A 22,751-nucleotide genomic window follows, 5' to 3' on the forward strand; every position below is an offset into this window, starting at 1 on the left:
GTTGCGGGCGGTCGGTGACCGCCTGCGGGGCGTTCTGCACGCTACGCCTCCGACGACCGAATGAGACTGCCGACCAGTCCGCGCCCGACCGTGTCGTACCGATCGAGGTCGGTCCTCGCGTCGGGCCACGGGTGGGCCACGCGGAGCGGGGGACTGTCGCGTGGTCGGCATACTTGGGCCGCGATGGATGACGAAAAGGGGCGGGCGCAGTTCGCCGGTGTGATGGCCACCGGGGTCGTGGAGGTGCGGCACGACCTCGTGGCACTCGACGAGCCGGGCTTCTGGGTGGTCGTCGATACCTTCGAGCGCGAGCTGACAGCGGTCCGGATGCGATCGGTGGAGTATCTGAAGCACCCCGACGCCGCCGGCGTGGTCGAGCCGTTGGTGGCCGAACCCGACCTATCCGCATGGTCGGCCTCGTTGGACCGATCGGCGTACGAACGGGGCGTGCGCGCTATCCGCGACCGCATCGCAGCCGGCGAGGTCTACCAGGTAAATCTCTGCCGCGTGCTCAGTCGCGCGGTGCCGGGCGGCTTCTCGATGGCCGAGCTGGATCGCTTGGTGCGACAGGCAAATCCGGCACCCCGACACGGGTACATCGACATCCCCCACGCGCGGCTCGAGGTCGTCTGCGCCTCACCGGAGCTCTACCTGCGTCGTAGCGGGGACCGGGTGCGGTCTGCCCCGATCAAAGGCACCGCACCGACGGTCGAAGAGCTGCTCCCCAAGGACCGCACCGAGAACGTGATGATCACCGACCTGGTGCGCAACGACCTGTCCGCCGTATGCCGCCCGGGCACCGTCGCGGTCGACGCGTTGCTCGCCCCGCAGTACAACCCCGGGCTCGTGCACCTGGAGTCCACGGTGTCGGGGCAGTTGGACCAGGGGGCGCAGTGGGCCGACATCCTGGGTGCGACGTTCCCGCCCGGCTCGGTCTCAGGTGCTCCGAAGTCCAGCGCCCTGACCGCCATTCGGGATCTCGAGCCGGTGGAGCGGGGCCCGTACTGCGGCGCGATCGGGTACGTCGACAACGACCGGGGCACGGCGTCGCTCGCCGTCGGGATCCGCACGTTCTGGTTGGAACACGACCGCGGCGGCACTCGTTGGCTGCGGTACGGGACCGGCGCCGGCATCACCTGGGGATCGGACCCGGCGGGGGAGTGGTGGGAAACTGCTCTCAAGGCGCGGCGCCTACTGGCGCTCGCGGAATCGGTGATCGCGAGGTCGGAATGAGCATCCGTGTGTGGGTCGACGGCGAGCGGGTCGACGACAAGCCCAGCCTGAGCGCGTTGGACCACGGGGTGACCGTCGGCGACGGCGGCTTCGAGACCTGCAAGGTGATCGACGGGCAGGTGTTCGCGCGCACCATGCACCACACCCGCTTCGACCGCACGCTGGCCGGGCTGGGGCTGCCGCGCGCGGACCGCGACCGCGTCGACGAGGGCATCGATGCGGTGCTGCGCGAGCCGATGCCGCTCGGTCGGGTGCGCTACATGGTCACCGGGGGAGCAGGGCCGCTCGGCTCGGGGCGCCTGGACTCGGCGCTGACCTACATCGTGACTGCCGGCCCCGCCGATCCGCCGCCCGTCTCCTCCAAGATCGAGGTCGTGCCCTGGGTGCGCAACGAACGGGGTGCGCTCGCCGGACTGAAGACCACGTCGTACGCCGAGAACGTGGTCGCGCTCGCCTACGCCAAGGAACGCGGGGCGGACGAGGGGATTTTCGCCAACACCCGCGATGAGCTGTGCGAGGGCACCGGCTCCAACATCTTCGCCGTGGTCGATGGTGAGATCCTCACCCCACCGCTGTCCGCCGGTCCGCTGGCGGGCATCGCACGGGCGCTCGTCCTGCGGTGGTGCAAGGCGGCCGGACTGCCCATCCGTGAGGCCACCCTGCCCCTCGACGTGCTGGACCGGGCCGAGGAGATCTTCCTGACCTCCTCGCTGCGTGAGGTGCAGGGCGTGCATACGGTGGGCTCGCGAACGCTCACACCCGGTCCGGTCACCGCCCGGGCGGCGCAGGTCTTCGCCGATGCCGCCGCCCTCGACAACGACCCCGCACCGTGAGGTACGCCGTTCAGCCCGTCGAGGATGTGTCATGAGCACCTCGACCCAGGACGACAAGAAGTCCCCGGCGCGCGCGGCCGCACCCGCGCGCTGGGAGTGGCAGCGCAAGATCCGCGCCAACGCCACCACCCACCTGATCTACCGCGTCTTCGTCGGCATCCTGGGCTTCGCGATCATCGCGCTCGGCATCGTGCTGCTGCCCCTGCCCGGCCCTGGGTGGGTGATCATCTTCATCGGCCTCGGCGTGTGGGCCTCCGAATTCGTTTGGGCCGCAAAGCTGCTTGCCTGGACCAGGAGGCAGGTCAAAGCCTGGACGGCGTGGCTGGGGCGGCAGAACCCCGCTGTACGCGGCTTGGCGGGTCTCGGCGTGGCCGCCATCGTGGTGGCGTGCCTCTACGGTTACCTGCTCTGGAAGGGCGTGCCGACATGGCTGCCCGACTTCGTCGAGACCCCGCTCGGCCGGCTTCCCGGACTCTGACCTGCGTCGGTCGGGGCCGATTGGCGGTGGACGACGGCGCCGGGTTAACCTCTCCCTCGCGCCCGGACGACGTACCTGCTCGTCTGCGCCGTCTACGGACGTGTAGCTCAGCTGGTTAGAGCGCTCGCCTCACACGCGAGAGGTCAGGGGTTCGAGTCCCTTCACGTCCACTACTGTTTTTAGCGGCAAGCAAGAACTGCCCATCAGGACAGCGTGCGTTCCGAAGGCCGAAGGGCTCGTCGGGGCCGTCGATATACAGGGCAAGCGAAGGGGCGTGTGCCCCGCACCGTTACAATCGGCCAGTACCGGCGGTGGGGCTCGCCGTTCCCAAACCGTCACCATCAGGTGGCCAACAGTCCCTACCCGAACAGTCATGAGGCTTCATGACGTCGTGACGGTAGGAGACCCCGCGTGAACGACACTCACCATTGGCTCGGAAAGCGCGCGCCGCGACGACCAGAGCACCGCGGTCGCGGGTTTCACCGCGCTCACAGCGTGACCCAGGCAGATGCGGTAGCCGATGGAGAAGTCCCGGTCGTGTGGCGCAGTACACGCCTGACGGGACCATTCGCCGCGGTGTGTGGTGTCGGATTTCTTGGCCGCCTCAGCTACGAGATGGCCCGCAGCCCGTTGACTCCACTGTTCGCCAGGCATCTCGGCGCGCCTGTTCAGCTCATCGGGCTGATCGTCGCCGCAGTCACCATCAGCGGCATCGTCGTGAAGCTCCCCGCAGGGGCTCCTCCGACGTGTTCGGCTTCCGCCGACTGATGTTTGCCGGCGCCATCGTCAAAGCAACCGGCCCGCTTCTGTACTTGCTCGCGTTCACGTGGCCCGGTTTGCTCTTCATCCGCTTCTATCACGGGCTGGCCACTGCGCTCTATGCGCCGCCGGCGTCGGCCCTGGTGGCGAAGGCGTACCCCGACGCCCGTGGTCGCAAGCTCGGCGTGTACAACGCCGCCGAGAGCGCCGGGACCGTGCTCGGGCCCGTTCTCGGCGGGGCGGTGCTGACCTGGACGCTGATGGACTTCAACGCGGCATTCCTCGTCTGCGGCGCCATTGGTGTCCTTGCGTTGCTGATCATGTTCCGCGTGCCCTCGGACGCGCTCACCCGGGCGCCGGAGCGCCGATGCGGAGACCGACAACTGCGGGCTGCGCTCCAGCAGGTCGCCGTCGGAGTTCGGCAGATTGCCTCGGAGCCCTCGATCCGCCTCGTGAGCTTGGTCGAAGCAGTGCTCTGGCTCGGAATCGGATCGGTGCAGGCATACCTGCCGCTCTACACGGCCTCCGTTCACATCCCGGTTGTGCAGATCGGGCTGATCGCCGGTGCGCAGGGTGTTGCATCCGTTCTTACCCGCCCGCTCATGGGGAGATACTCCGACCGTCTCGGATCGAGGAAACCGCTCATCGTGGCAGGCATTGTCGTGTGCGTGGCCTGCGTCGTGACGCTTCCCCACGTTGTCGGTTTCTGGCCCCTCATCGGTTTGAGCAGCCTTTTCGGTCTGGGCACCGGCCTGGTGACACCCTCGACAATGGCCATGATCGGCGATCTGGTCACCCGCAACAACTACGGCTCTGCGATGGGTGTCTTCGGCAGCCTGTGGGATGCCGGCCACGCCTCAGGTCCCGTCCTGTTCGGACTGCTTCTCTTGGTCTCCGGCTACCAGGTTGCCTGGCTTGTGATGGCGCTGCTGATGAGTTGCGCACTCGTCGTGTTCCTCGGCGCAGGACGACTGCTGCGCTAGCCCTGGGGCTTCACCGACTGCGGGTCCCCTTCGCCCTCTCACGAGGACTGGCGGCGTGCTCCGGGTGCTTTGGTGGCTCACGTGGTGTGGAAGATTTGCTGGTAGAGATCAGCGCCGAAGCTCGTCGCTTCCGGCGGGGCAACGCGTAACCGATAGCTGCGCTGGCCGTCGGAGCGGCGTTCGGCCCTGAGGAACAATGTGTGATCGTCGCCGGTGTACCGGCGTGCCAAGTCGAACATGTGGGTCACGAAGACGATCCGGACGCTCTGCTCGCGCAGAGCCTCGATGATTCCGGCAGCGATCTCGGCGCCTTCGCGTTCGTTCGTGGCGGCGAAGGACTCGTTGCACAGGAGGAGTCCGCCGGGCCGGAGGCGGTCGGTGATGCGACTCATCCGGGCCAGTTCCTCATCGAACTTCCCGGCTGTCATGCCGGGGTCTTCTTCGCGCGTGAAGTGGGTGAAGAGGCCGGTGACCGTGCTGGTCGAGAAGTGTGACGCGGCGACGAACAGTCCGCTCTGCGCCATCAGGAACGCGACTCCCAGGCTGCGTAGGAAGGTGGATTTGCCGCCCTGGTTGGCACCGGTGACCACGACCAGATCCAAGTTCGTAGCGTGAAGGTCGTTACCGACGACCAGGTGCTTGGTACGCAGGGCGAGGCACGGGTCGTACAACGCCTCGGCGCGAAGCTCACGGCCCGGCTCTTCCACGACGGGACGGCATACCTCGTGGCCGATCGCGGTCAGGCCGGCGTGCAGGTTGAGTGCGCCGAGGTAGAAGGCGGTATCGGTGCGCAGAGCGATGAAAAACTGAAGGATGTGATCAACCGACTCGCCCAGAGCCCGGGCGGCCAGCGTGACTCCGCGATCGCGCATCACGGCCAGCGCCTCGAAACCCGCCTGATCCCGTTCGGCGATGGTGAAGTCGTACGTCGGAGCTTTCAACGCCCTGCGCCGCCACCAGTTGCCGCGGTTGCGGTTCAGCGGCGAACGAAGGACGTAGTCGGTACCGGCGTTTCCGGCGCCGAGGTGTGCGCTCAGGACCAGCCCACGAGGGAAGCGCAATGTCTGGGCGTGCTGCTCCAACTCGGCGAGATAAGCGTCATCGAGTTCGGCGAGGATCTGTTCGTAGAACCGCGTCAGAGCGCGTGAGGTGGCGTGCTCGGCCTTCTCCTCGGCGAGTGCGTGCAGGGCGCGGAGCGCGTCCATGAAGAGCGCGAGCACTTTGAGCGACCGTCGCAATAGGGATTCGCCTGTCTCGCGGAACGCACTGTGGTACACGCCGGCCTCGGCTTCGATGGCGTCCACCGCGAGCTCGTGCAGGCGGCGCAGAGCGTCCGGGTCTCGCAGGCCGTCCTCGAGTACCTCCTGGCGGTAACGGATGGCGTCGGGGTCGGCGAGTGGCTCATTCGTCACGGCGGCCGACACCGCCCGCACGAATTCATCGCCGCCACCCATCGCGTCCCAGAGCAGACCAAGTCCCAGGTCGGCGGCGGTGGCGTTCTTGGGGCCGCTGGGAGTCGGATGCGTCGTGCCTCTGGTGACGCGTGACCGGTGAGTCGCGGGGACGACCAGATCACGGTCGGAGAAAAGCAGGCGAGACCTCATGCGCGCATCCTCACGCGAATCTCATCACGGGTCAGGCCGTACTTCTCAGCGAGTGCATGCGCGTACGCGTGACCGTCGGCCGGCTTGCGCAGAACCTGGAAGGTCCGGCGGCGGGCGTCGTGTGGATCGACGGTGCTGACCATGCTGACAGTGGCCTGGTTCATCGTCGCAAGTTCGTCCAGGAACGTCACGCACACCCCTATCGCCCCCAGGGCGGTGATGCGTTCGAGGATTTTCTGAGAGAGGTATTGGGCATCAGTCACCGTTGTCGAACTGAACATCTCGTTCATCACGATGAGGCTGCGGGACGTGGCCGTGCTCACGGTGGCGTGCAGCGCAATCAGCTCACTCTGCAAGCGACCCGCTAGCGTCGTCAGATCCTCCTGGCGTTCGAAATGGGTGTACATAGCATCGCAAGCCAAGATCCGGACCTCCCGTCCTGGGACAGGGCATCCGATGCGGGCCAGATGGTGCAACTGGCCGATCGTCCTGGCCAAGGTCGTCTTGCCACCGTTGTTGGGTCCGGAGATGACGAGAATACGTTCGGGCGCGTCGAGGGTGACGGTGTTCACGACCACCTGCCGATCCTGGGCGACGCACTGCACCGCCAGAGGAAGGTCATAGACGTCCACTAGCGATTCCGACACGGCGTCTTCAGCCAGGACGGGCGTCGTGACATGCAACCCGTTCTCCTCCAATGGAGCCAGGTAATCAAGGTAGGACAAATAGAAGTGGATCTCCCGGTCGAAGAGCACCGTGACCGGATCTAAGAAGGTGTGATGGTCACGACAGAATCGGTCAAGCACCTCGAAGTGGGCGGGAAAGATCTTGGCGGTGCAGGCGAGCACGCTGGCTTCCACGTGATCCAGCGGGCCGGAGCCTCGGGGTACCGACAACTGGGTGGAATCGACATCGACGGCCCGAAAGCGGGCGAATGTCTGTTCCAGTTCTTCTGTGTAGTCGGGTTCGTCGTCATAGGAACCGACGGTCACCCGCGCACCGTCGATCCAAATTCCATAGTGCACGCTTGACAGTGCCCCCACGGCGGCACTGCGGTCATGACGCAGCGTACGAAACGCGGCAGAGTCGTGGTAGGCGTCGAGGTGGGCCACGATTCCCTGCAGGCCTGAGGAGGCTGGCTCAGCGTCTGACAGTTCCGTTCGCAGTGTCAAGACCGCATCGCAGTACTGCACCGCCGCTTCGAGGTGCCACCGCTGCCCCTCATACGGTTCGCTCGCCCTACGTGCGGTGTGCAACCGCTCCCGCACGACGCGCATGCGCCGAACGAAATCATCCACCGCCGCCCGAACGTCGGCGCGGTCAAGATCGGCGAACACGGCTTGGCGCAGCTGAATGAGCGCCTGGTCATCCAGGGGACAACGGAAGTGGGGAACCACGTCGTACTCGTCCCCGGCTCCGAACACGTCGGTCTCGACACGGTCGAGATTGAGATCCCGGAAGTATGCAGGTTCTTCCACCTGGGACAGCTCTGGCGGCTGCGGTCGGTATCCGAACAAGACACTCCACCGGGACGGTGGGTGAGCATGCCGCGCGGTCGGATCCTCATGAGGAGCTGAAGGCGTGCTCATCGTGGACTGAACAACGTCGAGCTGAGCGCCGGTGGCAGGTCGCGCTGGCGTCGTGCCGAGCCGTGCAATTCCCACCCGGTGCTGCCACGCACCAGGAGGTGACACCCGGCCGTCGCCGGCGGGGTGTGCTCCACGGCATGGGGGAGGCAGCCGAGTGCAGCGAGCAGGACATCAATGTTGGCATCGTGAGTGACGACGACGACAGGGCCTGTTGACAGAGTGTCCAGCACCTCATATGTGCGTCGAAGAACGTGATCCTGAGTCTCCAAACCCGCGCCGCCATCCAAGGCACCGTTGAGCGTGGTGTTGTCCGGCACCGCGTGCCCCTCCCACGGGCCGTAGTAGCGGTCGATCAGGCCCTGATGACACGTCACCTGAGGTGGTAGCGGCATTGCGTTAACGATCGCCTGAGCCGTCTGGGCGGCCCTCAGGAGAGGGCTGTGCACAACCCGCAAAGGTCGAATCGGAGACAACACCGCCCGCACCGCCGTCCCCAGCAGGCGCGCCTGCATGACGCCGGCGTGATGCAGCGGGGGATCTAGATGACCTGACACCATCCCGGCGTCGTCGAAGTCCGTTCGCGCGCTTCGTGCCAGCACAACAAGCAACTGGTTGGAGGCGTGCAGCGACGCAGCTGAGAGGTCGGTCATGACCCGGTCGCTGACGAGCCGGTCTGCGCAGCGAAGTCATGCGCATCCTGCTCCGAGGAATGCTCACGGTCGTGGTGCGGGACCACGACGACAGGGACTCGGCTGTGTCGCACCAGGTCCCCTGTCGCGGAGGGGCCGTGCAACAGGGTGTCCAGAAGATGGCCCTGATGGCGACCCAGCACCAACATCTCAGCGCCGACACTGGTGTCCCGCAACAAGTCGGCGACACCCCTGTCGTCGCACACGATCTCGTGGTCCGGCAGATCCGCGGTCGAAAGTGCCAGTGCCCTGCCAAGTGCTGCGATGACGCGGCGCTTGTGTTCATGCACGAGCACGTCTCGGGAAGTCTCGAAATCATCGATGTCAGGGTCGACGGGTCCGGTGAACGACATCACGATGACGAGCCGCGCCCGCCGCAACCGACTTTCATCGGCCGCAAACACCAATGCGGCATCACAGCGCGCGGTGGCGTCCGTGCCTACCACGACGGATCGGTCACACATCGTGCACCACGTCGTTGCTGTCCCCGGCTGCCGCGGTGCTCCGAGAGTTGACCGCACCGTCGGTGGGACCCCATCCGCTGTGCCGAAGGCCGTCGCCCACGTGGCCGCCGCCTTGACTGTGTGACCCGGTCGCGGCCATGCCGCCCGGGCCACCGGTGTGCGAACGGGAAGCCTGTACGCCCTCGAAATCGGTGGGGCAGTAGCCGCTGTGCCGCTCGGTGCCCGACTCGTGGGCGGCAGACTCTCCGTGATCGGTCGGCGCGTACCCGGTGTGGCGCTCTGCAACTGGGGCTGTGCTAAGCGGCGCCTGTCGGGAGGAAACGTGCTGCGCCGGGACGACCGACGCGTGACGTGGGGAGTGTGATGGGGACATTGCCTACCTCGCATGATTCGACGAAGTAGGAACTATCAGCCTGAAGGCGGTTCGACCCTGAGGGTCCGGCGAGATCCATCACCGCTTCGACCATCCCACTCGCTTTGAAGAATTGCAAGGTGGCCCGTCGGTCTCGTCGGGGCGTGGCGGGTTGTTCGAGCGGAAGGTCCATCGACGGTAGTCTGACCAGACGCGGCGGTGGGGCTCGCCGTACCCGAACCGCCACCCACGGGTGGCCAACAGTCCCTACCCACACAATCCCGGGTCCTTTCGCGGACCCCTGCGGGTAGGAGACGTGACATGGATGACCGCCATTTGCCCGGTCGCGCGACAACGGAACCGCTCGATGTCGATGTGGAGGGCGAGGACCTCGCCCCCACACCACCCGGTCGAGAGCTCGGGACCCTCGCGATGATCAGCATCGGTGGAGTGGTCGGAGCCGTCGGCCGGTATCGGGTCGGTGTGCAGTGGCCTACCTCAGCAGTCGGATTCCCGTGGACGACGTTTTTCATCAACGTGATTGGCAGCACGCTGCTGGGAGCCCTTCTGGGCGGCATCGAGTTGCGCACCGCGTGGGCTCGGTGGCGACCATTGTTGGGAACGGGTGTCATCGGTGGGTTCACGACCTTCTCCACATTCGCGGTCGACAACCAACGGCTGGTCCGCGACGGCCACACGATCACCGCTCTCAGCTACGCCACCGCCACCCTGGCGGTGTGCGCTGCTGGGACCATGGCGGGGGACTACCTCGTTCATCGCAGCCACCGGACGGCGAAGGGGTGGAGGAGATGAACACCTGCTGGGTGATGATCGGTGCCATAGCCGGTGCGCCGGCCCGCTACCTGCTGGATCGAGCCATCCAGACCCGGCACCGCCGTGCTTTTCCCTACGGAACGTTCGCGGTCAACATGACTGCGTGCTTCCTCCTGGGCCTGATCACCGAATTGGTGACCCGAGGTGCGCCGACCGAACTGCAACTGATCGCCGGGACTGGGTTCTGTGCCACGTTCAGCACCTACTCCACCTTCTCGGTCGAGACGACTCAACTGGCCCGGCGTGGGGAACCACTCCTGGCGTTGTCGAATGCTGTGGGCAGCACAGTCATCGGGAGCATCTTCGCGATGCTCGGCGTTGCAGTCGCGTTGGCTGTCACCTGATGCCGGTCAAAGGCCTCGGCACCCCGGTGAGGGGGTGCGTGCCGGTACGGTCGTCGAGTGAGCCACCTGGCCCGTCTTGATGCGTTTGCCGCGACGTGGCGCTTGTCCCCTACTGGAGCGAGACGTTTCGTCCCCGGGTTCGACCCGGATTCTGGAGGCGATCGTTCCCGAGTGCTGGTGCTGATGCAGTCCCCGGGTCCCTCGACGATCGCGCGCGGTGACGCGGCGATCAGCAGCGAGGACAATCCGGGTCCCACCGCAGTCGCTTTCCGTCGTGCGCGCATGGAATCAGGTCTGGACCGATTCGACTATCTGCGCTGGAACATAGTCCCGTGGGCCCTGGACCACACGCCGAGGATCGAAGACCTCGAGGACGCCCGCCCGGCGTTAGCCCAGCTGATGTCAGCTCTGCCAGACCTTCGCGCCGTCGTCACGTTCGGGACACCTGCGCTGATGGGCATCATGAGGTACTTCACCCTCGACCCGGACGCTCGCGTCGTTCCGGTCCTCGCAGCACCTCACCCCTCACCCGCGAACGCCACGCGCGCAGAGGAGAAGCATCGTCGAAGCGTGACCGCCCTCCATCGTGCCTCGCAGCTGTGAGCTAGACGTGATGTGCAGAGCGATGTTGCAACTCACTTCCGGTCGTCCGCCGTTGCGAGCCACAAAGAGAACGTGTAGCTGATCGTGAGGGGCAACCGCGATGTGGCGGTTACCGTGATCGGATGGCAGTGGACGACGTGGTCCCAGCGCGGTGGGTGAAGGTCCTGGATCAGACTCGCTGCATCGGCTGTCACGCCTGTAGCACGGCGTGCAAGAGCGAGAACGAGGTGCCCCTCGGGGTCAATCGAACCTATGTGAAGTCCGTCGATGTTGGGGCCTTCCCTCAGGTGCGACGCGCCTTTCAGGTCACGCGATGCAACCAGTGCACCGATGCTCCTTGTGTCGCCGCGTGCCCGACGGGCGCCATGTACAAACGCGACGACGGCATCGTCGACTTCGATAAGAGCATCTGCATCGGCTGCAAGGCCTGCATGGCGGCCTGCCCCTATGACGCGATCTTCATCAATCCCGAAGACCATTCGGCCGAGAAGTGCAACATGTGCGCGCACCGACTCGACGTGGGCCTGGAGCCGGCATGTGTGAGCGTGTGTCCTACCGAGGCGATCCTGGTGGGCGATCTGAACGACCCCACCTCGAAGGTCGCCACCCTGATTAATCGCAAACCGGTGACGGTCCGTCGCCCCGAGAAGGAGACAGGTCCCGGCGTCTTCTACCTCGGCGCTCACCAGGCCACCTTGGACCCGCTGGCAGCCCGCCGACCCGACGGCGGCCTGTACGCGTGGGCCACTCAGGGCGATATGTCCGACCCGCAGCTCGTGCCCGCCGGGAGCGCAGGGCACAACACGTCCTCGGCTGCCGCGCTCGTGTCGTATGACGTGCCGCACCGGGCGCCGTGGGGGTGGGAGGTGAGTGCGTACACGTGGACCAAATCTCTCGGCGCCGGGATGATGCTGGTGGCCGTTGCCCTCGCGGTGCTGGGCAAATTGGGTTGGCAGGACGCCACTGCTCGATGGGTCGCACCGCTGGGTGCGGTGTTCTTCCTGTCGGTCACCGGAGTCCTGCTCATCGCAGACCTCAAGCACCCGATGCGGTTCTACCTCATCTTCACTCGGCATCAGTGGCGTAGTTGGCTGGTGCGGGGTTCCTTCGTCCTCGGTGGGTACGGCGCGATCGTCGGTCTGTACTTCCTCGCCGCCGCTTTCGATCTGCACACCGCGCAGGTGGTGACCGGCGTCATCGCGATCCCGCTCGCGGTCGCCACCGCGTGCTACACCGCGTTCCTCTTCGCGCAAGCCAAAGCGCGCGACCTCTGGCAGAGCCCGCTACTCCTCCCACATCTGGCGGTACAAGCAGTGCTCGCCGGTGCGGCGGGATTGCTGCCGTTCGCCATGCTCTGGTCAGGTTCCCATGTCACCAGGGACCTCCAGGTCACGCTGGCGGTCGCGGCCGTTGCTCATCTGCTGCTGGTCGTCGGCGAGATCACCCTGCCCCATGTGACCGCGCATGCCCACCGCGCAAGCAAGGAAATGACGCAAGGCCGATTCGCGCGGGCGTTCTGGGTGGGGTTCGTGGGGGTAGCGATCGCGGTCGCGGCCCCCTGGATCGGTCTCGCCGGCGTGGCCGGAGCGCTCGTCGGACTCGCCGCGTACGAGCATGCATTCGTACAGGCCGGCCAATCGGTCCCCCTCGCCTGAGCGACCCTAGGAGCTGCTGTGAAAAGACAACGCACCCCGTCCCTGGTGGAGCGGGGCGAACGCGTCTCTGCCGCTCGAAAAGCGGTCGAAGAACGGGGCGAGACCTTCTACCAAGGTCCCAGCGCGATCCACTTGTCGGCATTCCCGCCGAAGGAACGGTGGGACGACTGGGTCGAGTTGGACTCGCGGTCATGGCCGAAGCGCGTCGAGCATCACTACACCCTGGTGCCGACGACGTGCTTCAACTGCGAATCCGCCTGCGGCCTCCTCGCCTACGTGGACCGGGACAACCTGCAGGTGCGCAAGTTCGAGGGAAATCCGGAGCATCCCGGTTCTCGTGGCCGCAACTGCGCGAAGGGACCGGCGACCATCAATCAGGTCACCGACCCCGACAGGATCCTCTACCCCCTGAAGCGGGTGGGAGCGCGGGGGGCCGGCAAGTGGGCGCGGGTCAGTTGGGACGAGGCACTCGACGCCATCGCGGCACGCCTGCGCGCGGCGATCGTCGAGGGTCGGCAGAACGAGATCATGGTGCATCTCGGTCGTCCAGGTGAGGACGGTTATACCGAAAGGGTATTGGCCAGTTGGGGCGTCGACGGTCACAACTCGCACACCAACGTGTGTTCCAGCGGGGGCGTACCGGATATCAGTTCTGGATGGGCATCGACCGGCCGAGTCCGGATCATGCCCACGCGAAAGTGATCTACTTGATCAGTTCACACCTGGAGACCGGGCACTATTTCAACCCGCATGCCCAGCGCATCACCGAGGCGCGGGCCAATGGCGCGAAGGTCATCGTCCTCGATACCCGGCTGTCCAACACCGCGACGCACGCGGACTACTGGCTGTCGCCTCAGCCGGGCAGCGAGGCCGCCATCAACCTGGCGATCTGTCGGCACCTGATCACCACTCGGCAGTTCAATCGCGACTTCGTGCGCACCTGGTGGAACTGGGCGCAGTACCTGCAGGAGTGTGCCGCTGACCTGCCGCCGACCTTCGAGTCGTTCGAGGGCGAACTCGCCCGGCTGTATGACGACTTCACCTTCGAGTACGCCGCAGGTGAGTCGGGTATCGACGCCGGGACTCTTCGCGAGGTCGCCGAGACGGTGGCGACGGCGGGCACCAGGTTCGCAGCACACTCCTGGCGCTCGGCGGCCGCCGCCAACCTCGGCGGGTGGCAGGTGTCGCGCACGGTCATGCTGATCTCGGCGTTGTTGGGTGCGATCGCCACCGAAGGAGGCACCTTCCCGAACACGTGGAACAAGTTCGTGCCCAAACCGATTCACACTCCGCCACATCCCAAGGTGTGGCAGGGGCTCAGTTGGCCGTTGGAGTACCCGCTGGCACAGAACGAACTGTCCTTCCTGCTTCCGCACCTCATCAAAGATGGCCGCGGACGGTTGGACACCTATTTCGCACGGGTCTACAACCCGGTGTGGACCAACCCCGACGGTTTGTCCTGGATGGAGATGCTGACTGACGAGGAACAGGTCGGCAGCTTTGTCTCGCTCACTCCGACGTGGAACGAGTCGGCCTATCTCGCCGACTGGGTCCTGCCGATGGGTCACGCGTCCGAGCGTCACGACACCCACTCCTACGAACAGTACGACGGGCAGTGGATCGGATTCCGGCAACCGGTGCTGCGTGCCATGCGGGAGCGGATGGGTGAGGTCATCACCGATACCCGGCAGGTCAACCCCGGGGAGGTCTGGGAGGAGAACGAATGGTGGATCGAGCTGTCTTGGAGGATCGACCCGGACGGCAGCCTCGGCATCCGGCAGTACCACGAATCGCGGAAGGAACCCGGGACCAAGCTCACTGTCGATGAGTACTACGGCTGGATGTTCGAGAATTCGGTTCCCGGCCTGCCTGAGGCGGCGGCCCAGCAGGGCAAGACGCCGCTGGAGTACATGCGGACCTATGGGGCGTTCGAGATAGCCAAGGGCACGGGTGCCGTCCATGAGCAAGAGGTTCCGTCGGAAGAGCTGGTCAACACCTCGATCACGCCGCTCGGCCGCGTCTACACCGCCACCCCCAAGCCGGACAGCCCGAACCTGGCACCCGTCGCCGCGCCGGACCCCGACGATCAGGGCAGACGTGCGGTCGGTGTCGAGGTCGACGGTGTCGTCCGGCGCGGTTTCCCCACTCCGTCCGGCCGTCTGGAGTTCTACTCCTCGACGTTGGCCGATTGGGGTTGGCCCGAGCAAGCCATCCCGGGATACATCAAGAGCCACGTGCACCCGGACAACCTGGCCGAGGACGAGATGGTGCTGCTGTCGACGTTCCGACTGCCGACCCAGATCCACACCCGCTCGGCAAACGCCAAATGGTTGGACGAGCTGGCCCACACGAATCCGGTGTGGATACATCCACAGGACGCCTTTCGGCTCGGAGTCGAGAAGACAGGCGACCTGGTCCGTGTCGAGACCGCGATCGGCTTCTTCGTTGCCAGGGCCTGGATCACCGAGGGCATCCGCCCAGGCGTCGTGGCGTGCAGTCACCACATGGGCAGATGGCGCCCACAACAGCAGGAGGGGGGCGTTAGCGGGATGATGGCAACGGTGGACCTCGCGAACGACGGGTCGACCTGGTCGATGCACCGGCTGCGCGATGTCCATCCGCACGAGTCCAGCGATCCGGACACCCAACGCATCTGGTGGAGCGACACCGGCGTCCACCAGAACCTCACGTTCCCGGTGCACCCGGACCCGATTTCGGGAATGCACTGCTGGCATCAGGCGGTCCGCATTTCAGCTGCCGGTCCGAACGACAAAGCGGGGGACATCAGTGTCGACACCGCGAAGGCTCGTGAGGTCTACCTGGAGTGGTTGACCAAGACCCGCGAGGCGCACCGGGTCTCACCCGACGGGACACGTCGGCCACGGTGGCTGCAGCGACCGCTCAAACCGCAGGGTGACGCCTTTTTGATACCTCACTCATGATCGCTTCGGAGATGACGGCCTTGGCCGCCCTGGGGGAGGTCGCTCGGGCAGCCGGCGCGGTATTGCTGACTCCACCGCCGGGCTCCTCAGCCATCAGCGCCGCTCTGCAATTGGAGGAGTTCACCAGCAGCGACTACACCGAGGCGTTCGTGTTGATGGCGCCGCCCCACGCTGCCATCCACCTGGGCGCCGAAGGCAAGTTAGGCGGCGATGCGTTGGATCGCGTCGAGGGCCTGTGGCGGGCGCTCGGTGTCACTCCACCGGTAGACGCCGACCACCTCGGAGTGTTGCTGATGAGCTGGGCGCAGCTGCTCGAAGACACCGACCCCGCGGCGCGTCGAGTGGCCTACACGCTTCTGCACGAACACATCTGGCCGTGGGCGCCGGGATATCTCGGCGCAGTCGGTCGGCTCGGTATCCCGTCGGTCACCGCGTGGAGCGAGCTCACCCTGCAGGTCCTGCACGCTGGGCTGCAACAAGCCCCGATGCCGCAACTACTGCCGGCAGCCCTGCGCGACGCACCTGCGGACTTGACCGGAACCATCGACCGTGAGGATCTGCTGGACGCGATGGTCGCACCTATCCGATGTGGTTTCGTGTTGACCCAGCGCGACGTGGCGGCCGGCGCAGCGCAGGTCGGGTTGGGATACCGGCGCGGCGAGCGACGCTTCGCACTCAAGGCGATGCTGGACCAGGATTCCCACGCGACGCTGCGGTGGCTTGCGGCTCACAGTGCCGGGTGGGCGGATCTCCACGAGACGTGGGATGGCGAATCTGTGACCGGCCGGTGGTGGTCCGAGCGAGCACGAGCCACCAGCGACGCGCTGGGCCTCGTCCTGCAGGGAGCGTCGTGAAGAGCGCGAGCACCGCGTCCGAGAGCCAGGTGAGGCGTGTCGTCGGCGACTTGCTCGACCCCGAGCTGCATCACACGTTTGCGGCACTGCAGATGGTGCGCGAAGTGCGGATCGACCGCCGCGGGCGAGCGTCAGTGCGCATCGCGCTAACCACGCGCGGTTGTCCCATGACCGAGAACATCCGCGAGGCCGTGGTGCAGGCGGTGCGGGGGACCGGGATCGATCGAGTCGACGTCTCCTTCGATGTGATGAGCGAGGAGGAGCGGCAGGCGGCTGCCGACGTGGCGGTGCCAGTGCGTGGTCTGGGAGCCGCTCCCGCGCCCGCCGTCTATGCGATTGCCAGCGGAAAAGGAGGCGTCGGCAAGTCCACGGTGGCCGCCAACCTCGCTGTCGCTCTGGCCACCCACGGCAAACGTGTCGGGCTGTTGGACGCCGACGTGTGGGGGTACTCGGTACCTCAACTGTTCGGGGTGCGTCACTCGCCTGTAGTGCTCAACGGGAGGATGCTGCCGGTTCGCGCGCACGGCGTCAGCCTGATGTCGCTCGGGTTCTTCGTGAAAGAGAACGAGCCGATCGTGTGGCGGGGGCCCATGCTGCACAAGGCGTTGAGTCAATTCGTGACCGAAACACACTGGGGCGACCTGGACGTACTGGTGCTCGATCTGCCGCCCGGCACCGGTGATGTCACCCTGTCGGTGCTGGAACTGTTGCCCGACGCGGCGCTCGTGGCGGTGACGACTCCGCAGACCGCGGCGCGCACGGTCGCCTCACGGGTCGGCGCCATGGCCCGCGAGGTGCACATGCCGATCGCCGGGGTCGTTGAGAACATGGCCGAGCTGATCTGCGCCCACTGCGGTTCGCAGACGCCTCTGTTCGGCTCGGGCGGAGGCGAAGAACTTGCACGCGAACTGGGAACACCCCTACTGGGCCGCATTCCGCTCGACGTGCAGCTGCGTGAGGCCGGCGACGCGGGTGTCCCCGTCGTGCTGTCAGCACCCCGAAGCGACTCGGCGCGGATGCTGAGCGATATTGCTGGGCGTCTGCGTCCCGTCCGACGGTCACTCGTCGGTCGTCAACTGGGGTTGACCCCCGTTTCCCAAGCACCACGATGAGCCGACCCCGCCGACGGCACCGACAGCCCATGCCGATCGAACGTCTGCGGGTGCCCCCGCCACTGATGCGGCGGCGTCTGCCGTCCGGACGGGGTGCGACGACTCAACCGAACGTCACCGGGGACGGCGATGCCCGTCTGACGGGGAAGTTCTGGGTCCTGGTCGTCCTGACCGGCGTCGCCACCGGGCTGTTCGGCGTCTTGATGATGCTGATCCTGTTCAGCGTTCAGCATCTTGCCTTCGGTACGCCATTGAGTGGCGAGGGCACGCTGAGCAGTGTCGAGGCGGCGTCGGGATGGCACCGGCTGCTCCCAGTTCTGATCGGTGGAGTCGTTGCGGGCCCCGCATGGTTCCTGCTGCGTAAATTCACGCCTGGGGCCAAGTCCGAGGTCGACGACGTGCTGTGGACCGGGGTCGGTCGACTGTCCTTCCGCCGAAGCCTTGGAACGTCGGTAATCTCCGAGGTGGTCATCGGGCTCGGTGCGTCCCTAGGTCGTGAAGCGGCACCGAAACTCATGGGCGCGGTATCGGGCAACGTTCTCGCCGAGTGGGCGCGCCTCACGCCCGCGCAGCGACGACTTCTTGTGGCGTGTGGGGGTGGGGCCGGCCTCGCCGCGGTGTACAACGTCCCGCTCGGCGGGGCACTGTTCACCGCCGAGATCCTCGTCGGCGCCATCAACCTGCCCACCATGCTCCCGGCAGTGGTCTGTTCAGCAGTGGCGACGAGCACCGCGTGGATCTTCCTTCCGCAGCATCCGACATACGTCGACATCCCGCAGTACGCCTTCGCGCTACGTCTCCTGGTCTGGGCCCTGGTAGCGGGCGTCGTCATCGGGTTGGCATCAGCCGGCTATGTTCGGCTCATCGGACACGTCTCGCATCTTCAGGCCACCGGACGACGTGCGCTCATCGCGCCGCTTATCGCCTTCGCAATTCTCGGTCTCTTGGCGTTGGCCTACCCGCAGTTGTACGGCAACGGCAAGGGAATGGCGCACGACGCTTTCCTTGGATCAGGGACGCTGACCCTTCTCCTGGCTTTGGCTGTACTCAAGCCCGCCGTCACACTGCTGTGTCTCGGCAGCGGTGCCTCCGGCGGACTCTTCACTCCGGTGATGAGCACCGGAGCCGTGGCCGGCGGCTTCCTGGGATTAGCGTGGAACCACCTGTGGCCGGGCAGCCCGGTGGGCGCCTACGCGATCATCGGCGCCGCCGCGATGATCGGGGCGTCCATGCAGGCTCCCTTGGCTGCGGTGACACTGATCCTGGAACTCACCCATAGTGGATTTGCACTGATGGTGCCGATCCTGATCGCGACCGCCCTCGCGACCGCCGTGACCCGGTGGATCGATGGCTACTCCATTTACACTGCGCGACTCGCGCCCGAACCACTGAGCGGTTGATGGACGGGGCCGATAGGGAGAGCACGATCAGGTGTCGGAGCTGTCTTCGCCGGGTTCGATCACTTGCCACGCCGGTAGACCCAGTGCTTCCAGATGGTCCGCGACCACGGTCCTGGAGGATGGGGCGCGACCACACACCAGTATGGGTCGCGTCATGGTGTGTGGGCCAGATGGGAGGACTACCTGCCGGCCCTCGCACGTAACACTGCCTGTGTCGGTGTCGAAGCAGATCGCGCCCTCGGCGAGCAACAATGCAGCACTTCGGCCGTCAATGACGACACCGGAATCGCGCGCGGTGAAGGTGTTTCGGGAAGACATCACGGAAGCGGCCCCGCGGTGGGTAGCGGGGCAGGGCGGAACAACGTCCCGCGCACCGAACCGTGCGCTGTCCGCACGGCCACCGTTGCCCACGCGATCAACAAACCGACGTAGAACAGGGCAGCCGCCCAATGCAAGACGGTGGACCCGGTGTGCAGAGCGAGACCACTCGTCCCTGTGACGCAGGTGCCCACGGGGAAGGTGAACGACCACCAGGTCAAAGAGAACGGCAACCCCTGTCTGGCGGTGCGCGCTGTCATAGCGGCCGCCAGACAGGCCCACAGCAGCGCGAAGCCCCACACCGGCACTCCGTACACCACAGCGAACGCCTTGAATGCAGTCGAGTACGGAGCGGGGAGTGCCTTGTTCGCGACACCACCGAGTAGGTTAGCGGCAGTGATCGACTGACCCAAGGGGCCGAGGACGATCCACAAGGTCGGGACCATCCGCGCCTCACCGACCTTCTGCGTCGCGAGCCGATACCAGATGAGTGTGATCACTATGAGTGAGGCAACGAGAGCCAAACCGAACATCGCGTAACACGCCAACAGCAGTGTGAGACGAGCCTGCCCCGCGGGCGTGTGAGGCACGAGCAGCGCGCCCGTCGAGGCAGAGACCATGGGAGGCACGACAGGCATCAACCAGCCGCCGAACGCACTCTTCTCGTTGACGCCCTCGTGCCGAGTGAACTGCAGATAGGGCACAACGCCGGCTGCCGCCAGACCGGTGAGGGTGCCCACCACCCATAGGACCCAGTCGACGGCGACGGCGGGTCCCGCGCCAAGGACATCCTTACCCAGTAGCAGCGTGCCTGCGCCCACGGTCAGCATCGCCATAGGAGGTGCGCCGTAGAAGTGCGCCATCACGGGATCGAGGTGATGGCCGCGGGCAGTTGAGCGATATCTGGCCCAGTGCATCGCGGTAGCGCCCGTCAGCAGCACCAGCAGGATCGCGGCGGCTGCCCAGACCACGACACCGAAGACACGCAGGCCCGGGAACTGGACCGGCAGAGACGCGGCTGCCACCGCCACGATGCCGGTGCCCATGATGGACGCGTACCAGTTCGGCGTGATGTTGCTGAACATCTCCGAGGGGTGCTGCAGATCGCGCAGCAACCCGGTCCGCGGGCCGGACGTTGTCCGCCCACCTATCGGCGGTCGTCCGCCCGGATCGCCCGCTTGTCGTTCGACCGTCGTATTCGTCATGCCGTCCACGATGCCTCAGTGGGCTCACCGGCAACACCCTTGCTAACCTTGTGCGGCCACAAACGCACATTGTGATGTCGAAGACTAGAGTGTGGGCGTGTTGTCGCCCAGGATGCCCGATCTCGCTGCGCTCGATGTCCTGCTGGTGGTTGCGCAGACCAGGAGCTTGAGTAAGGCAGCGATCGAGGTCGGGACGAGCCAACAAGCGATCTCAGCACGCATCACCGCGCTTGAGAATCTTGTCGGATCGCGGTTGACCACTCGGACCTCGCGGGGGACCGAACTGACCGAACACGGCCGTCTGGTGGTGGAGTGGGCCGACAGTCTGCTGCGTCATGCCGCGAAGGTAGATGCGGGGATCGCTTCTCTGCGGGATCTCGTGAGGGTGAGCATTCGTCTGAGTGCCAGTCTGACAATCGCCGAACAGTTGCTGCCGATGTGGTTGGTGGGCCTTCAGACGGACGCCCGCCGGCATGGAAGAGACCCCCTAGGAATCGTCCTGACAGCGACGAACAGTGTGCAAGTCGCAGAACAGGTTCGATCCGGTGAGGCCGACCTCGGGTTCGTTGAGGGACCCCGGGCCCCGCGTGGCCTACGCAGCACGGTTGTGGCCCACGACGAGTTGATCCTGGTCGTGCCCCCGGGTCACGCCTGGGCGCGCAGGCGTGGGGCGGTGACAGTGGACGAATTGACGCGACTCCCGCTCGTAGTGCGTGAACGGGGGTCTGGCACGCGCGACTTCTTCGAGACCGCTGTCGCGGCAAAGACCGGTATCGAGCAATCCTTCGTCGAACCGGCCCTCGAGTTGTCCACATCCGCTGCTGTGCGAACGGCGGTGCTCGCCGGGGCGGGGCCCACCGTTGTCAGTCGGCTTGCAGTGGGCGACGACGTAGCCGCTGGACGCCTAGCTGCGGTAAGGATCGCGGACTTGGACCTGCGTCGCGACCTCCGCGCCATCTGGGTGGGAGGTCGGACAGCACCGGCCGGCGCTGCGCGCGACATGCTCGCTTACATTGCCTCATCGACGACTCGGTCGCCCAAGATCTAGGTGGGGTGTATTCGGGTCGTAGCCACCTACAGAGGGGGACTAGTGGGAGAACGAAACGTTCGCCAGGATTCGGTTCAGCCAGGCGAAGGGTCACCGCGGAGCTGGTCAACGGCGACGCCAAAGGCCTTTGCGGAGTCGTCAATGTATGGGTCGGCAGTTCGCAAATAGTCCGCAACAAGTTATGCGGACTGATTTTCATCAGCCGCGTCCAACGCTCGCGCGAGCGCGTTTGCGCAGGTCAGACTCTGGCTCCACCTTGATCAACAACGTCCAACTATGTCCGAAAGGGGCGTTTTCAGCTTCAACTACACGACGTACTCCAAGAACGAGACTGTTACACGGGCAGGCGCCCTTGATCAGAAACACCGAAATTCGGATGGTCCCGAATCGAGCGCCGACGAGGCCCGGGTCCGTGGCGCCCCACGTCGAGCGCCGACAGAGGGGAGGCGGCCCCACTCCACCAGGCATGTGGCCCGGCTAGCAGTGGTGGTGTGGGTTGCTTTCCAGCAATGTGGAACCGGGTGGTCGACTAAGTGTTCGCCGTTCTTGCAGCCTCTGGTTGAGGGGTGTCTTCCCGGGTATGCAGCTGGACTATTGCGAACCAGATGAGGCCAGCAGCAGTGATGGCGGTTGCGACGAGTAGGTTGAGGCGAACGCCGAGGAAGTGCGCCGAAGAATCGACACGAATGGTCTCCTCGAAGATCCGGTATCCGGAGTACCCGGCGACGTAGAGCGCGAAAAGGCCCTGAGGTTTGATCCGTCGGTGGTAACCAGCCCAGATCAGGGCTGCGGCGAGCAACAGGTCGAAGATGAGTTCATAGAGGAAGGACGGTTGGAAGGTGGTGTACCGCAGGTCTGTTGGCGGCATCCCTGACGTCAGTCGTGCTGGTCTGCTGATCTGTACGGCCCAGGGCAGGGTGCTGGGTTTGCCGAACAGTTCTTGGTTGAAGTAGTTGCCGATCCGCCCGATGGCTTGGGCAACAAGCAACCCGGGTGCGGCGGCGTTCATGAACACTCCCACCGGTGCTCCTGCTCGGCGTAGTCGCCATATGGCGGCGGCTGCTCCTAGGGCGACGCCTCCCCAGATGCCCAGGCCGCCTTGCCAGACCGCGAAGATCCCCCACCAGTGGTGGGGGATGTCGAATGGAGTGGTGATGTCGAAGTAGATGCGTCCGCCGATGATTCCCGCGGGCAGCCCCCACCAGAGCACGTCGTAGATCACGGCCACGTCGCCACCGGCAGCTTCCCACCGCCGCGAGGTGATGTAGAACGCCAGCGCGATGCCGATCACGTACATCAGTCCGTAGAAGTGAACGAACAGCGGCCCGAGGTGGAAGCCGTTGACCGGTGGGCTGGGCAGATAGGCCGGCGCAGCACCAGCGAAAGCCGCCGCAGCGGCATGACTCACCATGCGCGGACCATCTCATTCCGGGCTGAGCCCTGTAGATGCTG

21 protein-coding genes, 1 tRNA gene and 1 riboswitch are annotated in these 22,751 nt (G+C 65.7%); of the genes, 16 read left to right on the forward strand and 6 right to left on the reverse strand.

Annotated elements, in window-relative coordinates:
• The first annotated feature begins 183 nt into the window (after positions 1–183).
• The 6 genes from LVQ62_RS11230 (at position 184) to LVQ62_RS11255 (ending at position 4,286) form a co-directional block, all read left to right on the forward strand.
• Positions 184–1,233 carry a chorismate-binding protein gene (locus tag LVQ62_RS11230; protein ID WP_233761641.1) on the forward strand — a complete coding sequence of 350 codons (1,050 nt, stop codon included), beginning with the start codon at positions 184–186 and terminating at the stop codon, positions 1,231–1,233.
• The gene (locus LVQ62_RS11235; protein ID WP_233761643.1) at positions 1,230–2,066 is read left to right on the forward strand and encodes an aminotransferase class IV; all 837 of its coding nucleotides are present in this window, start codon (positions 1,230–1,232) and stop codon (positions 2,064–2,066) included. The genes LVQ62_RS11230 and LVQ62_RS11235 overlap by 4 nt, the downstream gene beginning before the upstream one ends.
• A 31-nt stretch (positions 2,067–2,097) precedes the next feature.
• Complete coding sequence (locus LVQ62_RS11240) at positions 2,098–2,544, forward strand: TIGR02611 family protein (protein WP_208052158.1); 447 nt, start codon at positions 2,098–2,100, stop codon at positions 2,542–2,544.
• A gap of 96 nt (positions 2,545–2,640) precedes the next feature.
• Positions 2,641–2,714: transfer RNA gene (locus tag LVQ62_RS11245), tRNA-Val, on the forward strand.
• A 241-nt stretch (positions 2,715–2,955) separates the two neighbouring features.
• Positions 2,956–3,312, forward strand: a complete 357-nt coding sequence (locus LVQ62_RS11250; RefSeq protein ID WP_233761645.1) for a hypothetical protein — start codon at positions 2,956–2,958, stop codon at positions 3,310–3,312.
• Positions 3,291–4,286 carry an MFS transporter gene (locus LVQ62_RS11255; RefSeq protein WP_233761647.1) on the forward strand — a complete coding sequence of 332 codons (996 nt, stop codon included), beginning with the start codon at positions 3,291–3,293 and terminating at the stop codon, positions 4,284–4,286. The genes LVQ62_RS11250 and LVQ62_RS11255 overlap by 22 nt, the downstream gene beginning before the upstream one ends.
• Before the next feature lie 77 nt (positions 4,287–4,363).
• Here the strand turns inward: LVQ62_RS11255 and LVQ62_RS11260 are convergent, their stop codons facing one another.
• From LVQ62_RS11260 to LVQ62_RS11275, 4 genes are all read right to left on the reverse strand, one after another.
• On the reverse strand, positions 4,364–5,740 hold the full coding sequence (locus LVQ62_RS11260) for a hypothetical protein (RefSeq protein WP_233761649.1): 1,377 nt from the start codon (positions 5,738–5,740) through the stop codon (positions 4,364–4,366).
• Positions 5,741–5,886: 146 nt separating this feature from the next.
• Positions 5,887–7,368 carry a hypothetical protein gene (locus LVQ62_RS11265; RefSeq protein ID WP_233761651.1) on the reverse strand — a complete coding sequence of 494 codons (1,482 nt, stop codon included), beginning with the start codon at positions 7,366–7,368 and terminating at the stop codon, positions 5,887–5,889.
• Positions 7,369–7,475: 107 nt separating this feature from the next.
• Entirely contained in the window at positions 7,476–8,129 is a 654-nt protein-coding gene (locus LVQ62_RS11270; protein ID WP_233761653.1) for a histidine phosphatase family protein, read from the reverse strand.
• Positions 8,126–8,614 (reverse strand): universal stress protein, encoded by a 489-nt coding sequence (locus tag LVQ62_RS11275; protein ID WP_208052153.1) that lies wholly within the window; start codon positions 8,612–8,614, stop codon positions 8,126–8,128. The genes LVQ62_RS11270 and LVQ62_RS11275 overlap by 4 nt, the downstream gene beginning before the upstream one ends.
• Positions 8,615–9,024: 410 nt before the next feature.
• A riboswitch (Fluoride riboswitch) is annotated at positions 9,025–9,097 on the reverse strand.
• Positions 9,098–9,305: 208 nt separating this feature from the next.
• On the opposite strand from LVQ62_RS11275, the gene LVQ62_RS11280 reads away from it, so the two are divergent.
• The 9 genes from LVQ62_RS11280 to LVQ62_RS11325 all read left to right on the forward strand — a co-directional run bounded on the left by LVQ62_RS11280 (position 9,306) and on the right by LVQ62_RS11325 (position 18,728).
• On the forward strand, positions 9,306–9,797 hold the full coding sequence (locus LVQ62_RS11280; RefSeq protein WP_208052152.1) for a CrcB family protein: 492 nt from the start codon (positions 9,306–9,308) through the stop codon (positions 9,795–9,797).
• Positions 9,794–10,162, forward strand: coding sequence for a fluoride efflux transporter CrcB (gene crcB / locus LVQ62_RS11285; RefSeq protein WP_233767772.1), 369 nt, complete (start codon positions 9,794–9,796; stop codon positions 10,160–10,162). Before LVQ62_RS11280 ends, crcB begins: the two co-directional genes overlap by 4 nt.
• Before the next feature lie 57 nt (positions 10,163–10,219).
• A complete protein-coding gene (locus LVQ62_RS11290; RefSeq protein ID WP_255696390.1) occupies positions 10,220–10,765 on the forward strand; it encodes a uracil-DNA glycosylase in 546 nt (181 codons plus the stop codon).
• A 122-nt stretch (positions 10,766–10,887) separates the two neighbouring features.
• The gene (locus LVQ62_RS11295) at positions 10,888–12,420 is read left to right on the forward strand and encodes a 4Fe-4S dicluster domain-containing protein (RefSeq protein WP_233761656.1); all 1,533 of its coding nucleotides are present in this window, start codon (positions 10,888–10,890) and stop codon (positions 12,418–12,420) included.
• An 18-nt stretch (positions 12,421–12,438) separates the two neighbouring features.
• On the forward strand, positions 12,439–13,122 hold the full coding sequence (locus LVQ62_RS17635; protein WP_304504465.1) for a molybdopterin-dependent oxidoreductase: 684 nt from the start codon (positions 12,439–12,441) through the stop codon (positions 13,120–13,122).
• Between the two features lie 5 nt (positions 13,123–13,127).
• Positions 13,128–15,362, forward strand: a complete 2,235-nt coding sequence (locus tag LVQ62_RS11310) for a molybdopterin dinucleotide binding domain-containing protein (protein ID WP_233761658.1) — start codon at positions 13,128–13,130, stop codon at positions 15,360–15,362.
• A complete protein-coding gene (locus LVQ62_RS11315) occupies positions 15,359–16,216 on the forward strand; it encodes a molecular chaperone TorD family protein (RefSeq protein ID WP_233761660.1) in 858 nt (285 codons plus the stop codon). Before LVQ62_RS11310 ends, LVQ62_RS11315 begins: the two co-directional genes overlap by 4 nt.
• Positions 16,213–17,328 (forward strand): Mrp/NBP35 family ATP-binding protein, encoded by a 1,116-nt coding sequence (locus LVQ62_RS11320; RefSeq protein WP_233761662.1) that lies wholly within the window; start codon positions 16,213–16,215, stop codon positions 17,326–17,328. The genes LVQ62_RS11315 and LVQ62_RS11320 overlap by 4 nt, the downstream gene beginning before the upstream one ends.
• A gap of 29 nt (positions 17,329–17,357) precedes the next feature.
• Positions 17,358–18,728 carry a chloride channel protein gene (locus tag LVQ62_RS11325; protein ID WP_233761664.1) on the forward strand — a complete coding sequence of 457 codons (1,371 nt, stop codon included), beginning with the start codon at positions 17,358–17,360 and terminating at the stop codon, positions 18,726–18,728.
• A gap of 317 nt (positions 18,729–19,045) precedes the next feature.
• Here LVQ62_RS11325 and LVQ62_RS11330 read toward each other — a convergent pair whose 3' ends face one another.
• Positions 19,046–20,161 carry a TDT family transporter gene (locus LVQ62_RS11330; protein WP_233761666.1) on the reverse strand — a complete coding sequence of 372 codons (1,116 nt, stop codon included), beginning with the start codon at positions 20,159–20,161 and terminating at the stop codon, positions 19,046–19,048.
• A 187-nt stretch (positions 20,162–20,348) separates the two neighbouring features.
• Between LVQ62_RS11330 and LVQ62_RS11335 the strand changes: the two genes are divergently transcribed.
• Entirely contained in the window at positions 20,349–21,299 is a 951-nt protein-coding gene (locus tag LVQ62_RS11335; RefSeq protein ID WP_233761668.1) for a LysR substrate-binding domain-containing protein, read from the forward strand.
• A 529-nt stretch (positions 21,300–21,828) separates the two neighbouring features.
• Here the strand turns inward: LVQ62_RS11335 and lgt are convergent.
• Entirely contained in the window at positions 21,829–22,710 is an 882-nt protein-coding gene (gene lgt / locus LVQ62_RS11340; protein WP_233761670.1) for a prolipoprotein diacylglyceryl transferase, read from the reverse strand.
• Between the last annotated feature and the right edge of the window lie 41 nt (positions 22,711–22,751).

It is taken from the genome of Allobranchiibius sp. GilTou73 (genome assembly GCF_021391335.1).
In the GTDB taxonomy this organism is placed as follows: Bacteria; Actinomycetota; Actinomycetes; order Actinomycetales; family Dermatophilaceae; genus Allobranchiibius; species Allobranchiibius huperziae.

Excerpts from the sequence above, each read along its gene's own strand:
- LVQ62_RS11230 (WP_233761641.1), top strand. The coding sequence starts at position 184 with ATGGATGACGAAAAGGGGCGGGCGCAGTTCGCCGGTGTGATGGCCACC.
- LVQ62_RS11235 (WP_233761643.1), top strand. The coding sequence starts at position 1,230 with ATGAGCATCCGTGTGTGGGTCGACGGCGAGCGGGTCGACGACAAGCCC.
- LVQ62_RS11240 (WP_208052158.1), top strand. The coding sequence starts at position 2,098 with ATGAGCACCTCGACCCAGGACGACAAGAAGTCCCCGGCGCGCGCGGCC.
- LVQ62_RS11260 (WP_233761649.1), bottom strand. The coding sequence starts at position 5,740 with ATGGGTGGCGGCGATGAATTCGTGCGGGCGGTGTCGGCCGCCGTGACG.
- LVQ62_RS11270 (WP_233761653.1), bottom strand. The coding sequence starts at position 8,129 with ATGACCGACCTCTCAGCTGCGTCGCTGCACGCCTCCAACCAGTTGCTT.
- LVQ62_RS11280 (WP_208052152.1), top strand. The coding sequence starts at position 9,306 with ATGGATGACCGCCATTTGCCCGGTCGCGCGACAACGGAACCGCTCGAT.
- crcB (WP_233767772.1), top strand. The coding sequence starts at position 9,794 with ATGAACACCTGCTGGGTGATGATCGGTGCCATAGCCGGTGCGCCGGCC.
- LVQ62_RS11295 (WP_233761656.1), top strand. The coding sequence starts at position 10,888 with ATGGCAGTGGACGACGTGGTCCCAGCGCGGTGGGTGAAGGTCCTGGAT.
- LVQ62_RS11315 (WP_233761660.1), top strand. The coding sequence starts at position 15,359 with ATGATCGCTTCGGAGATGACGGCCTTGGCCGCCCTGGGGGAGGTCGCT.
- LVQ62_RS11325 (WP_233761664.1), top strand. The coding sequence starts at position 17,358 with ATGCCGATCGAACGTCTGCGGGTGCCCCCGCCACTGATGCGGCGGCGT.
- lgt (WP_233761670.1), bottom strand. The coding sequence starts at position 22,710 with ATGGTGAGTCATGCCGCTGCGGCGGCTTTCGCTGGTGCTGCGCCGGCC.